The organism is Enterobacter quasiroggenkampii (assembly GCF_043972695.1).
In the GTDB taxonomy this organism is placed as follows: Bacteria; Pseudomonadota; Gammaproteobacteria; order Enterobacterales; family Enterobacteriaceae; genus Enterobacter; species Enterobacter quasiroggenkampii.
The window spans coordinates 4,247,163-4,260,738 of the sequence record NZ_CP143745.1 but is presented as its reverse complement, the minus strand read 5'-3'; the positions used below and the strand labels follow the sequence as shown (position 1 = coordinate 4,260,738).

Genomic DNA, 13,576 nt, shown 5'->3' with positions numbered 1-13,576 from the left:
TTTTTTATGAGTGAACCGACAACACGTCGACCCGCGTATGCACGCCTACTGGATCGCGCGGTGCGCATCCTGGCCGTTCGTGACCACAGTGAACAGGAGCTGCGGCGAAAACTGTCGGCACCGGTGATGAGTAAAAACGGCCCGGAAGAGATTGATGCCACCGCGGAAGATTATGACCGCGTCATCGCATGGTGCTATGAGCATCGCTATCTTGATGACGAGCGTTTTGCCTCGCGATTTCTCGCCAGCCGTGGCCGCAAGGGGTACGGGCCCGCGCGCATCCGGCAGGAGCTAAACCAGAAAGGGGTGGCCCGGGAGTCCATCGAAAAAGCGATGCGCGAATGCGACATTGACTGGTGCGAGCTGGCAAAAGAGCAGGCTATTCGTAAGTACGGCGAACCGCTGCCGCGTGAATTTTCAGAAAAAGTCAAAATCCAGCGCTTTTTGCTCTACCGCGGCTTTCTGATGGAAGATATTCAGGATATCTGGCGTAATTTTGCCGATTGAACGCATGCGGGATTTTACTTCCCACCAAAGAAAACTTATCTTATTCCCACTTTTTCCAGTAGCTGGTCTGTCCAACGGTTTACCGATACAGGCTGGCTACGACATTTCGTTAGCTTGATTTCAGGATAATTATGAGCAAGAGCACCGCTGAGATCCGTCAGGCGTTTCTCGATTTTTTCCATAGTAAGGGACACCAGGTTGTTGCCAGCAGCTCCCTGGTACCGAACAACGATCCGACTCTGCTGTTTACCAACGCCGGGATGAACCAGTTCAAGGATGTGTTCCTTGGTCTCGACAAGCGTAATTATTCCCGCGCCACAACCTCACAGCGTTGCGTGCGTGCGGGCGGTAAACACAACGACCTGGAAAACGTCGGTTACACCGCGCGTCACCACACCTTCTTCGAAATGCTGGGTAACTTCAGCTTCGGCGACTACTTTAAACACGATGCTATTCAATATGCGTGGGAACTGCTGACCGGTGAAAACTGGTTCAACCTGCCGAAAGAGCGTCTGTGGGTTACCGTCTATGAAACCGATGACGAAGCCTACGAAATCTGGGAAAAAGAAGTCGGGATCCCGCGCGAGCGTATTATTCGCATCGGCGATAACAAAGGCGCGCCTTACGCGTCCGATAACTTCTGGCAGATGGGTGACACCGGCCCTTGCGGTCCGTGCACCGAGATCTTCTACGATCACGGCGACCACATCTGGGGCGGCCCTCCAGGCAGCCCGGAAGAAGACGGCGATCGCTACATTGAGATCTGGAACATCGTCTTCATGCAGTTTAACCGTCAGGCCGACGGTACGATGGAGCCGCTGCCGAAGCCGTCCGTTGATACCGGTATGGGTCTGGAGCGTATTGCCGCGGTACTGCAGCACGTTAACTCCAACTATGAGATTGACCTGTTCAGCACCCTGATCAAAGCCGTTGCGGAAGTGACCGGCGCGACCGATCTGAACAACAAATCGCTGCGCGTTATCGCGGACCACATTCGTTCCTGCGCGTTCCTGATTGCCGACGGCGTTATCCCGTCGAATGAAAACCGTGGCTACGTGCTGCGTCGTATCATTCGTCGTGCCATCCGTCACGGCAACATGCTGGGCGCTAAGGACACCTTCTTCTATAAACTCGTTGGGCCACTGATTGGCGTGATGGGGTCAGCCGGTGACGAGCTGAAACGCCAGCAGGCGCAGGTAGAGCAGGTTCTGAAAACCGAAGAAGAGCAGTTTGCACGTACGCTGGAGCGCGGTCTGGCGCTGCTGGACGAAGAGCTGGCGAAACTTAAGGGCGACACGCTGGATGGCGAAACCGCTTTCCGCCTGTACGACACCTACGGCTTCCCGGTTGACCTGACGGCGGACGTTTGCCGCGAGCGTAACATCAAAGTTGACGAAGCGGGCTTCGAAGCCGCGATGGAAGAGCAGCGCCGTCGTGCGCGCGAGTCCAGCGGCTTCGGTGCAGACTACAACGCGATGATCCGCGTTGACAGCGCGTCTGAATTCAAAGGCTATGAGGCGCTGGAACTGACCGGTAAAGTGACCGCTCTGTTTGTTGACGGTAAAGCCGTAGACAGCATCAGCGCGGGTCAGGAAGCCGTAGTTATTCTGGACAAAACGCCGTTCTACGCCGAATCAGGCGGCCAGGTTGGCGATAAAGGCGAACTGAAAGGCAATGGCTTTAGCTTCAGCGTGACCGACACCCAAAAATACGGTCAGGCGATTGGTCACCAGGGCAAACTGGTTTCCGGTTCTCTGAAAGTGGGCGAGGGCGTCCAGGCTAACGTTGATGAAGCTCGCCGCGCGCGCATTCGTCTGAACCACTCGGCAACCCACCTGATGCACGCTGCCTTGCGCGACGTACTCGGTACCCATGTTGCACAGAAAGGTTCTCTGGTTAACGACAAAGTGCTGCGCTTCGACTTCTCGCATTTTGAAGCGATGAAGCCGTCTGAAATCCGTGCGGTGGAAGATCTGGTGAACGCGCAGATCCGTCGTAACCTGCCAATCGAGACCCATATCATGGATCTCGAGGACGCGAAGAAAAAAGGTGCGATGGCGCTGTTTGGCGAGAAATACGACGAGCGCGTTCGCGTGCTGAGCATGGGCGACTTCTCTACCGAGCTGTGCGGCGGTACGCACGCCTCGCGCACCGGTGATATCGGCCTGTTCCGCATTGTTTCCGAGTCGGGAACGGCGGCAGGTGTGCGTCGTATTGAAGCAGTGACCGGTGAAGGTGCGATTGCCAGCCTGCATGCGCAGAGCGATCAGCTGCACGACATCGCGCAGCTGCTGAAAGGCGATAGCCAGAACCTGGGCGAGAAAGTGCGCGTTGCGCTGGATCGCACGCGTCAGCTGGAAAAAGAGCTGCAGCAGCTGAAAGAGCAGGCTGCGGCGCAGGAGAGTGCAAACCTCTCCAGCAAGGCTGTAGACATTAAGGGCGTCAAACTGCTGGTCAGCGATCTGGCGGGCGTTGAGCCTAAGATGCTGCGTACTATGGTCGACGATCTCAAGAACCAGCTTGGTTCGACCGTTATCGTGCTGGCGACAGTGGCAGAAGGTAAGGTTTCTCTGATTGCGGGCGTCTCTAAGGATGTGACTGACCGCGTAAAAGCAGGGGAACTGATTGGTATGGTCGCTCAGCAGGTGGGCGGCAAGGGTGGCGGTCGTCCGGACATGGCGCAAGCCGGTGGTACGGATGCGGCGGCACTTCCTGCGGCATTAGCCAGCGTTGAAAGCTGGGTAAGCGCGAAACTGTAATAACTACAAAGCACAAGCAGACGCCATAGCGGTAACGTTATGGCGTCTTGTTCACTGTGCTATCGATAACGATAAAGTCAGGTTGAGTTTGTGTATATCGGCTAAACTTACGTTTAACAGAATGTGATGCCGTGACTGCTTACACTTTACGTGTTTGTCATCGCTTACTTTTTGGCGTTATATGATGGATAATGCCGGGATACAAGAGACCCGACTCTTTTAATCTTTCAAGGAGCAAAGAATGCTGATTCTGACTCGTCGAGTTGGTGAGACCCTCATGATTGGGGATGAGGTCACCGTGACAGTTTTAGGGGTAAAGGGTAACCAGGTACGTATTGGTGTTAACGCTCCTAAAGAAGTATCTGTCCACCGTGAAGAGATCTACCAGCGTATCCAGGCTGAAAAATCCCAGCAGTCCAGTTACTGATATTGTCGCGTCTCGCTGTCGGGCGAGACGCAACCCTCCCGCTATTTTTCCTGCTCAAAGTTACCGTTTAATTTCAATCGCTCTCTTTTTAACCACTCCGTTACCCTTATCTCGTCCCAACACCGTCCTTTCTGCATCAGTTTTCTGTGAAGATGCCTGCAAAATCCGCTTATAAAACACCCTCTTTGCGGCTTTTACATGCGAATTGCGTGTGATTTGTGCAAACGATAAAAGCTTTTGGAAAATTGTTTGACTTATAAGTCCCAGAAAGTAATATATGCGCCACGCAGCGACGAGAAGCTCTTAACGAGTTGCTCGAAGCACTCGAAAGAGGCGTTGTGTGGTGAGGTGGCCGAGAGGCTGAAGGCGCTCCCCTGCTAAGGGAGTATGCGGTCAAAAGCTGCATCCGGGGTTCGAATCCCCGCCTCACCGCCATTTTGCATCCGTAGCTCAGCTGGATAGAGTACTCGGCTACGAACCGAGCGGTCGGAGGTTCGAATCCTCCCGGATGCACCATCTATTACTTCATATTGCTTTAGAAGTGATATGAATATCGAGCAGTACAGTAGTAAATCCCGATGCATCCGTAGCTCAGCTGGATAGAGTACTCGGCTACGAACCGAGCGGTCGGAGGTTCGAATCCTCCCGGATGCACCATTTACTATTTCTGAAAGCAGTACCCTGATGCATCCGTAGCTCAGCTGGATAGAGTACTCGGCTACGAACCGAGCGGTCGGAGGTTCGAATCCTCCCGGATGCACCATTACTGTTTCTAAAAGCATTTCCCGATGCATCCGTAGCTCAGCTGGATAGAGTACTCGGCTACGAACCGAGCGGTCGGAGGTTCGAATCCTCCCGGATGCACCATATTCTCCTGGATAACAGCGATGCTGTTGTTTTAAGGTCAGCGAGTTAATCGCAAGCACCAGGGAGGATAACGTTGCTTTAGCAACGGCCCGCAGGGCGAGGCGTAAGCCGAGTAATCCTCCCGGATGCACCATCTTCTCCTTCTTTGTTTATTCCTTCGACGTTCCGTCAGCAATCACACTCTCTGTCAGCGACAAAAACCACCATTTACGATAAAGTAATGCTTTGTTAATCGGTTAGCGAGAGCACGATGTACGCACAGTATGACGGTTTGATCTTCGATATGGATGGTACCCTTCTGGATACCGAACCCACGCATCGTCAAGCCTGGACCGACGTCCTGGGCCGCTACGGTATGCGTTTCGACCTTCAGGCGATGATCGCCCTCAACGGCTCCCCAACCTGGCGTATTGCACAGGCCGTGATTGAACTGAATCAGGCCGATCTCGACCCGCACCTGCTCGCACGCGAAAAAACCGATGCGGTAAAAGCCATGCTTTTAGATACCGTACGTCCTTTGCCGCTGATTGATGTGGTAAAAGAGTGGCACGGGCGTCGCCCGATGTCGGTGGGGACGGGCAGCGAAAGCGCGATTGCAGAGGCATTACTCAATCATCTTGGCCTGCGCCACTATTTCTCTGCCGTGGTTGCCGCCGATCATGTTAAACATCACAAGCCTGCACCGGACACCTTCCTGCTCTGCGCAGAATTAATGGGCGTCCCGGCGGCAAAATGCGTCGTGTTTGAAGACGCCGATTTCGGCATCCAGGCCGCGCGTGATGCCGGAATGGATGCGGTGGATGTGCGCTTACTGTGAGTGACGCGCTGTCACTTGCCTCATTATTCGCCAGCAGTTTTCTCAGCGCCACGCTGTTACCGGGCAATTCGGAAGTGGTGCTGGTGGCGATGCTGTTGTCTGGCGTGAGTCAGCCCTGGCTGCTTGTAGTAATAGCAACAATGGGTAATAGCCTTGGAGGGCTGACTAACGTTATTCTTGGGCGTTTCTTTCCGCTGCGTGAAAAATCGCGCTGGCAGGAAAAGGCAGTCGGCTGGCTAAAACGCTATGGCGCTGCCACGCTGTTATTAAGCTGGATGCCTGTAATAGGCGATTTACTGTGTCTGCTGGCGGGATGGATGCGCATCTCCTGGGGACCGGTGCTCTTTTTTTTGTGCCTTGGCAAGGCGTTGCGTTATGTCCTCGTGGCATGGGCAACGCTGCAGGGTATGACGTGGTGGCACTAATTGGTGGAATGAATACGCGACCTTCAATCGTCAACCATTACAATTATGCTGAGTAACATTACTTTGACAGGCGGGAGGTCAATTTGATCCCGGACGTATCTCAGGCGCTGGCCTGGCTGGAAAACCACCCTCAGGCATTGAAGGGTATTCAGCGTGGTCTCGAGCGTGAAACGCTGCGCGTTAACGCGGACGGCAGTTTAGCGACAACGGGTCACCCGAAGGCGTTAGGCTCGGCGCTGACACATAAATGGATCACAACCGATTTCGCTGAAGCGCTGCTTGAGTTCATCACCCCAGTAGAGGGTGATATTGATCATATGCTGACGATCATGCGCGATATCCATCGCTACACCGCGCGCAACCTGGGCGACGAGCGCATGTGGCCCCTCAGCATGCCGTGCTATATCGAGCAGGGCCAGGAGATTGAGCTGGCACAGTACGGCACGTCAAATATCGGCCGGCTGAAAACGCTTTACCGTGAGGGGCTGAAAAACCGCTACGGCGCGTTGATGCAGACCATCTCTGGCGTGCACTACAACTTCTCGTTGCCAATGGCATTCTGGGAAGCGAAATGCGGTGAAACGGATAAAGATGCCATCTCAGCAGGCTACTTCCGCCTGATCCGAAACTATTACCGTTTCGGCTGGGTGATCCCGTATCTGTTCGGCGCATCGCCTGCTATTTGCTCATCTTTCCTGCAGGGAAAACCGACGACGCTGCCGTTCGAGAAGACTGATTGCGGAATGTACTATCTTCCGTACGCCACCTCTCTGCGCCTGAGCGATCTCGGCTATACCAATAAATCGCAAAGCAATCTCGGTATTACGTTTAACGAATTGCACGAATATGTGGCAGGATTGAAGCGGGCGATCAAAACCCCGTCGGAAGAGTACGAGAAAATCGGCCTCGAAAAAGACGGCAAGCGTCTGCAGATCAACAGCAATGTCCTGCAGATTGAAAACGAGTTGTATGCGCCTATTCGTCCTAAGCGCGTGACGCGCAGCGGCGAAACCCCGTCGGATGCGCTGCAGCGCGGCGGGATCGAATACATTGAAGTGCGCTCGCTGGATATCAACCCGTTTTCACCGATTGGCGTTGATGAACAGCAGATTCGCTTCCTGGATCTGTTTATGGTCTGGTGCGTGCTGGCGGATGCGCCGGAAATGAGTTCAGACGAACTGCTCTGTACCCGTACAAACTGGAACCGCGTGATTCTGGAAGGGCGTAAGCCAGGTCTGACGCTGGGTATCGGCTGCGAAACGGCACAGTTCCCGCTGACGAAAGTCGGCAAAGATCTGTTCCGCGATCTGAAGCGTGTTGCCCGGACGATGGACAGCATCGACGGCGGGGATGCGTATCAACAGATTTGCGACCAGCTGGTGGAATGCTTTGATAACCCGGAACTGACGTTCTCAGCACGCATTCTGCGTTCTATGATTGATCAGGGCATTGGTGGTACGGGGCGTTCACTCTCGGCGGAGTACCGTGAGATGCTGATCCAGGAGCCGTTAGAAATCCTGAGCGAAGCAGATTTTGTCGCGGAACGCGAAGCGTCCGTTGTGCGTCAGAAAGAGGTTGAAGCGGCGGATACCGAGTCGTTTGAGGCGTTTCTGGCGAAGCAGGCTTAAGCAGAAAAGAAAAAGGCCACATCGCTGTGGCCAAAATATACATCTCTGAATTCAGGGATGATGATAACAAATGCGCGTCTTTCATATACTCAGACGCGCATTCTGTAGAAGAGTTCAGTTTATTTTAAAAAAAATCACTATCGGAGGTGACGTATGCCGTTATTAGATAGCTTTACTGTCGACCATACCCGTATGGAAGCACCTGCAGTCCGCGTGGCGAAGACCATGCACACCCCGCACGGCGACACGATCACCGTCTTCGATCTGCGTTTCTGCGTGCCAAACAAAGAAGTGATGCCGGAGAAAGGCATTCATACGCTGGAACACCTGTTCGCTGGCTTCATGCGTGACCACCTGAACGGCAACGGCGTTGAGATCATCGATATCTCTCCGATGGGCTGCCGTACCGGTTTCTACATGAGCCTGATTGGTCAGCCTGAAGAGAAACGTGTGGCAGATGCCTGGAAAGCGGCCATGCAGGACGTGCTGAAGGTGAAAGAGCAGAACCAGATCCCTGAGCTTAACGTTTACCAGTGCGGCACCTACCAGATGCACTCTCTGGAAGAAGCGCAGGAAATCGCGCGTCATATCATCGAGCGTGATGTGCGCGTGAACAGCAACGAAGAGCTGGCCCTGCCGAAAGAAAAACTGCAGGAACTGCACATCTAGTATTGTGCCTGTGGATGCCCGGTGGCGCTTCGCTTACCGGGCCTACATTGTGTTGGTGCCTCCTTTGACCACAACCTTAACCTTCTCCTTTACCCACCGTCCCCTCGTTCCGTTTGCCCATGATTACGTTCATGGTGACAGCGAACCCTGGCACAAGCACGACTGCGCGCAGCTGCTGCACACCCTGAGCGGCGTGGTACGGGTGGATACCGCATCAGGCTGTTGGGTTGTTCCTCCCGGTCGCGGCGTCTGGCTGCCTGCGGGCACGCAGCATTCCTTGCGCATTACCGGCAACGTGGCGGCGCGAACGTTGTTTATCGATCCGCTGGCGCGGGCCGATCTCCCGGCCACCTGCCAGATCGTGCAGATCACGCCGCTGCTGCGCGAGCTGATCCTCGTCTGCCTTGCTTTACCTGAATCGTACTCACCCGGAAGCCGGGATGAGCGCGTCTATGAGCTCATTCTCGATGAAATCCGCACTATGCCGGTGCTGCCGTTTCACCTGCCGGAGCCGGAAAGTGAGGCGCTACGTCGCCTGTGTCTGCAAATCCGGCAACACCCGGGTGAAAGCTGGAGCAGCGCGCAGGCTTCGAGCATGATGAACATGAGCGAGCGCACGCTGAACCGCCATTTTCAGCAGCAGACGGGATTAAGCTGCGGAGAGTGGGTGAGAAGGGCGCGCCTGCTGGAAGCCTTAGTCCGGCTGGCGCAGGGCCAGCCGGTATTACGCGTGGCGCTGGATCTGGGGTACGGCAGTCACAGCGCCTTTACGGCCATGTTCCGTCGGGTGATGGGCGTCTCTCCCAGCGATTACTTTAAGAACGACTGACGGCGTTAAAGAGCGCCTGAAGCGACGCGCGCGCCACGTCGCTATCAATGCCCACGCCCCAGCGACTGCTGCCGTCCTGGAACAGACAGCGGATGTAGGCCACCGAGCGGCTGTCGCTGCGTTCGCCTAACGTATGCTCGTGATAATCCTTAATCACGAACGGGGCGTTGACCCAGCGGCTCAGGCCGTGAGCGGCAGCGGAGAGCAGACCGTTTCCCTGACCTTCCAGCTGGCGCGTTCCTCCCTGTGTGACGACGCTGGCCGTCAAACGCAGCTGGCCGTCCTGCTGGCTATCGCTGCGGTAGGATTGCAGCGCATAGTGCGGCGTTGCCACCAGGCCGTAGCGGGTGCGGAACAGCTGCCACAGCGCATTTTGCGTCATCTCTTTTCCGTGACGATCGGTTTCCTGCTGCACGTGCTGGCTGAAATCCTGCTGCAGGGCGCGAGGCAGTTTCAGCCCATGGTTTTGCTCAATCAGCCACGCGCTACCGCTTTTTCCTGACTGGCTGTTTACGCGGATCACCGCTTCGTAGGTACAGCCAATATCCTGGGGATCGACGGGCAGGTAAGGCATCTCCCAGCGATCGCCTGGCCTGCGGGCATCAAAGCCTTTTTTAATCGCGTCCTGGTGCGAGCCGGAGAAGGCGGTATAGGCCAGCCGTCCTGCCCACGGATGGCGCGGGTGGACCGGCAGCTGATTGCAGGTTTCCACCACTTCCACCACCCGATTCATATCGCTAAAGTCCAGATTCGGGCTAACCCCCTGGCTGTAGAGGTTCATCGCCAGCGTTACCAGGCAGACGTTACCCGTACGTTCCCCGTTACCGAAAAGACAGCCCTCCACGCGGTCAGCTCCCGCCATTACGGCCAGCTCCGCGCAGGCAACGCCGGTACCGCGGTCGTTATGCGGATGCACGCTGATGCAGACATCGCGGCGGCGGCTGAAGTGGCGGCAGAAATACTCGATCTGGTCGGCATAGACGTTCGGCGTGCTCACTTCGACGGTGGCAGGTAAGTTGATCACCATAGGCCGCTCGTCGCACGGCTGCCAGATTTCCGCCACGGCTTCACAAATCTCCAGCGCAAACTCCGGCTCGGTAAAGCAGAAGGTTTCCGGGGAGTATTCATATTGCCAGCGGGTGTCGGGATTTTCCTCACACAGCTGGCGAATAAGCCGCGTCGAGCGCGTCGCCAGCTCAACGATTTGCGCTTTCTCCATGCCGAAGACCAGGCGGCGGAAAAGCGGAGCGGTGGCGTTATACAGATGCACGGTAGCCTGCTTCGCGCCGCGCAGGGATTCAAAAGTACGATGGATGAGATCTTCCCGTGCCTGAGTGAGCACCTGAATCGTCACGTCATCCGGGATGCGGTTCTCTTCAATCAGCTGGCGAACGAAGTTGAAATCCGTCTGTGAGGCGGAAGGAAAGGCAACCTCGATCTCTTTGAATCCGCAGCCCAGCAGCAGTGCCCAGAACTGCAATTTGCGGGCGCTGTCCATCGGCTCGGCAAGGGCCTGGTTGCCGTCGCGCAGGTCGGTCGAGAGCCAGCGCGGCGCGCGGGTGATGCGTTGTTCCGGCCAGCGACGGTCGGGCAGGGAAAGGGTGGGATAAGGTTGGTACTTGTTGGCGGGTGTGTTCAGCATGATGCGCTCCTGTTGTCTTTTCACTATCGTGAATCGATTTCAGGCGCGCTGCTTTATCGGAACTGACAATGGCTGTCGCGTTCTGGACACAGTGCGGTTTTTTGCCGGATGGCGGCTCCGCCTTATCCGGCCTACGTTCGTAGGCCCGGTAAGCGTAGCGCCACCGGGCAACCGTCGCACAGAACTAGTGCGCGCCGCCACCGCCGCCACCGGCACCAAACGGCGGTCTGGCAAACCACACCAGCCCCAGCAGGACGATAAAGATCCCTGCCGATATCCAGAAAATCTCGTTGGCCGAGATAATCAGCCCCTGGTTGGTGATCTGCTGGGCAATCCAGCCGGACGCCTGCTGCTCCGTCATTCCCATCCCCTGAAGCTGGCTATACATCTGCTGAGCATTCGGGTTGTACGGGTTCACCGCTTCGGTCAGCTGCGCGTGGTGCATCGATTCGCGGTTCGTCCACAGGGTGGTGGTGATCGACGTACCGATGGAGCCCGCCAGCGTACGGGTGAAGTTCGACAGGCTCGAGGCGGCCGCCAGACGCTCGGGCGGTAAGCCAGAGAGCGTGATGGTGGTCAGCGGCATAAAGAAGCACGCCACCGCAAAGCCCTGAATGAACTGCGGCCACGCCGAGGCGCCAAAGTCCATTCCCGGCTCAAAGGTATACGCACGCCAGTAGAAGCACACCGCATACATGATGAAGCTGAACGTCACCAGCCGACGCATGTCGAGCTTATGGGCGAAGCGGCCAATTATCGGCGACAGCAGGACCGGGATCACCCCAACGGGCGCCGACGCCAGACCCGCCCAGGTGGCGGTATAGCCATACACCTCCTGCAACAGCTGCGGCAGCAGCACAATCGCGCCGAAGTAGAGCATATAGGCGAGGCTGATACACAGGCAGCCGATGGTGAAGTTTCGCGACTTAAACAGCGAGAGATCGACTATCGGGTTGTCGTCCGTCAGCTCCCAGACGATCAGGAAGCTGATCGACACCACCGCGACAATGGTCAGGATGATAATTTCCTGCGAGTTGAACCAGTCGAGCTCTTTACCGCGGTCGAGCATAATCTGCAGACTGCCGATACCCAGGATCAGCAGCGCCAGCCCGATGCTGTCGATACGCCGTTGTTCGGTGCGCGTCTCTCGTCCCCGCAGCGACTGCAGCGTCATCAATACCACGACAGCGCCAATCGGTACGTTGATGAAGAAGATCCAGCCCCAGTGGTAGTTATCGCTGATGTACCCGCCCAGAATCGGTCCGCAGATAGGCGCGACGATAACGGTCATCGACCAGAGCGCCAGCGCGACGGAACGTTTTGCGGGAGGGTAGTTGCTCAGCAGCAAACTCTGGGAAAGCGGGATCAGCGGCCCCGCGACAATCCCCTGAATGACGCGGAAGAAAATCAGCATCGTCAGGCTGCTGGACATGCCGCACGCCCACGAGGCCAGTACAAACGCCACCGTGGACCAGAGGAACAGCTTCACCTCACCGACGCGCTTTGCCAGCCAGCCGGTGATCGGAATGGAGATGGCGTTTGCCACCCCAAACGAGGTAATGACCCAGGTTCCCTGGCTCAGCGACGAGCCAAGGTTACCGGCGATGGTTGGGATCGCCACGTTTGCGATGGTGGAGTCCAGCACCTGCATGAATGTCGCCAGCGACAGCGCAATGGTCATAATGACCAGCTGCGCGCCTTCCAGCGGTTTTTGCGGCTTTTGCTGTTGCATAACGCTCACCTTCGGATTAACCGGCGTTTGCCTTCACGATGTCATCGATCAGCTTGTTGACCGGATCGAGGCTAATTTCACGGGCGTTACTTTCATAAGCCGGACTGCTACGCACCTGGCTTGCCAGGATCTGACCGTCGCGGTTGGCGGTGTCAACCGTCACCAGCGTGGAGAGGCCGATACGCAGCGGATGATCCGCCAGCTGCTTAGCATCCAGTTCGATACGCACGGGCAGACGCTGTACGACTTTGATCCAGTTACCGGTGGCGTTCTGCGCAGGCAGCAGGGAGAAGGCGCTGCCGGTCCCCATATCCAGACCCACCACTTTCCCGGTGTACTTCACGTCATCGCCATAGATGTCGCTGACAACCGTCGCGGTCTGGCCGATACGCATATGCGCAAGCTGCGTCTCTTTAAAGTTGGCGTCGACCCACAGGTTGTCTGCCGGTACGACCGCCATCAGCGGCGTGGTCGGGCTAATCTGCGCCCCAGGCTGAACGGAACGACGGGAGACATAGCCGGTCATCGGGCTGACGATTTTAGTACGCTGCAGGGCAAGCCACGCGTTGCGGACTTCAGTCGCTGCCTGCTGAACGGCAGGCTGGTTTTCCAGGCTGGTGCCCAGCACCATCGCCTGGTTGGCGTTGTACTGTTGAATGGCCACATCCAGCTGTGCCTGAGCGCTGGCGACGGCGTCGCGGGCGTGCTGCAGTTCTTCACGGCCAATCAGGTTGGCGGTGCCGAGCGGCACGCGGCGGTTCAGATCGCTCTGCGCCTGTGCGAGTGCGGTTTTCTGCACGTCGATGTTGGCCTGCAGCTGCTTGCTGTTGATCATCAGCTGGCGGGTCTGACGGACGCTGGAGGCCAGCGCGGTCTGTGCTTTTTCAAACGCCTGCTGGGCGTCGGTTGGATCGAGAGTCACCAACACATCGCCTTTTTGCACAAAGTCGGTATTGTCAGCCCAGACTTTCGTCACGCTGCCCGACACCTGCGCCATAATTTGTACCTGGTTCCCTGCCACGTACGCGTCGTCAGTCTCTTCAGCATGACGCAGTACTAAAAACCAATAGATCCCATATGCCACGGCAATAATGATAAAGAGCAAGGTCAACAGAAGAAGGGCGCTCTTACGTTTGCCTTTCTTGTTGGCCGGTTGCTGCGGGGTAGTGCTCTCCGCATTTGCGCTCATTGTTGTTCTCCACGATCTTCTTATTTTCACATCGGCTGAGCCGACCTGTTGTCAGAAAGGCCAGCAGTGTGACGTGCTGGCCTGT

The 13,576-nt window shown here is 56.4% G+C and carries 11 protein-coding genes and 5 tRNA genes; 13 read left to right on the top strand and 3 right to left on the bottom strand.

Annotation, left to right across the window (positions count from 1 at the left end):
* Window positions 1-6: 6 nt before the first annotated feature.
* The 13 genes from recX (at window position 7) to V1572_RS20230 (ending at window position 8,928) form a co-directional block, all read left to right on the top strand.
* Entirely contained in the window at window positions 7-507 is a 501-nt protein-coding gene (recX, locus tag V1572_RS20290; RefSeq protein WP_032640869.1) for a recombination regulator RecX, read from the top strand.
* A gap of 131 nt (window positions 508-638) precedes the next feature.
* Window positions 639-3,266, top strand: a complete 2,628-nt coding sequence (gene alaS / locus V1572_RS20285; protein ID WP_008499543.1) for an alanine--tRNA ligase — start codon at window positions 639-641, stop codon at window positions 3,264-3,266.
* A gap of 241 nt (window positions 3,267-3,507) precedes the next feature.
* Window positions 3,508-3,693: a carbon storage regulator CsrA gene (gene csrA, locus V1572_RS20280; RefSeq protein WP_000906486.1), complete on the top strand. Its 186-nt coding sequence runs from the start codon at window positions 3,508-3,510 to the stop codon at window positions 3,691-3,693.
* A 342-nt stretch (window positions 3,694-4,035) separates the two neighbouring features.
* Window positions 4,036-4,128 (top strand) — tRNA-Ser (locus V1572_RS20275).
* A 4-nt stretch (window positions 4,129-4,132) separates the two neighbouring features.
* Window positions 4,133-4,209: transfer RNA gene (locus V1572_RS20270), tRNA-Arg, on the top strand.
* Window positions 4,210-4,273: 64 nt separating this feature from the next.
* Window positions 4,274-4,350 (top strand) — tRNA-Arg (locus V1572_RS20265).
* 29 nt (window positions 4,351-4,379) lie between these two features.
* Window positions 4,380-4,456, top strand: a tRNA-Arg gene (locus V1572_RS20260).
* Between the two features lie 27 nt (window positions 4,457-4,483).
* Window positions 4,484-4,560 (top strand) — tRNA-Arg (locus tag V1572_RS20255).
* A gap of 250 nt (window positions 4,561-4,810) precedes the next feature.
* A complete protein-coding gene (yqaB, locus tag V1572_RS20250) occupies window positions 4,811-5,377 on the top strand; it encodes a fructose-1-phosphate/6-phosphogluconate phosphatase (protein ID WP_032648006.1) in 567 nt (188 codons plus the stop codon).
* Entirely contained in the window at window positions 5,374-5,802 is a 429-nt protein-coding gene (locus tag V1572_RS20245) for a YqaA family protein (protein WP_021241956.1), read from the top strand. The genes yqaB and V1572_RS20245 overlap by 4 nt, the downstream gene beginning before the upstream one ends.
* Before the next feature lie 83 nt (window positions 5,803-5,885).
* Window positions 5,886-7,430, top strand: coding sequence for a glutamate--cysteine ligase (gene gshA / locus V1572_RS20240; RefSeq protein ID WP_045909305.1), 1,545 nt, complete (start codon window positions 5,886-5,888; stop codon window positions 7,428-7,430).
* Window positions 7,431-7,583: 153 nt separating this feature from the next.
* Window positions 7,584-8,099, top strand: coding sequence for an S-ribosylhomocysteine lyase (luxS, locus tag V1572_RS20235; protein WP_014833019.1), 516 nt, complete (start codon window positions 7,584-7,586; stop codon window positions 8,097-8,099).
* Window positions 8,100-8,163: 64 nt separating this feature from the next.
* Window positions 8,164-8,928 (top strand): AraC family transcriptional regulator, encoded by a 765-nt coding sequence (locus V1572_RS20230; protein ID WP_395299535.1) that lies wholly within the window; start codon window positions 8,164-8,166, stop codon window positions 8,926-8,928.
* Here V1572_RS20230 and leuA read toward each other — a convergent pair.
* From leuA to emrA, 3 genes are all read right to left on the bottom strand, one after another.
* Entirely contained in the window at window positions 8,915-10,570 is a 1,656-nt protein-coding gene (leuA, locus tag V1572_RS20225) for a 2-isopropylmalate synthase (protein WP_126533949.1), read from the bottom strand. The two genes, V1572_RS20230 and leuA, sit on opposite strands and share 14 nt — an antisense overlap.
* 184 nt (window positions 10,571-10,754) lie before the next feature.
* Window positions 10,755-12,302: a multidrug efflux MFS transporter permease subunit EmrB gene (gene emrB / locus V1572_RS20220; protein WP_028014182.1), complete on the bottom strand. Its 1,548-nt coding sequence runs from the start codon at window positions 12,300-12,302 to the stop codon at window positions 10,755-10,757.
* A 16-nt stretch (window positions 12,303-12,318) separates the two neighbouring features.
* Window positions 12,319-13,491 (bottom strand): multidrug efflux MFS transporter periplasmic adaptor subunit EmrA, encoded by a 1,173-nt coding sequence (gene emrA / locus V1572_RS20215; RefSeq protein ID WP_045909303.1) that lies wholly within the window; start codon window positions 13,489-13,491, stop codon window positions 12,319-12,321.
* Window positions 13,492-13,576 lie beyond the last annotated feature (85 nt).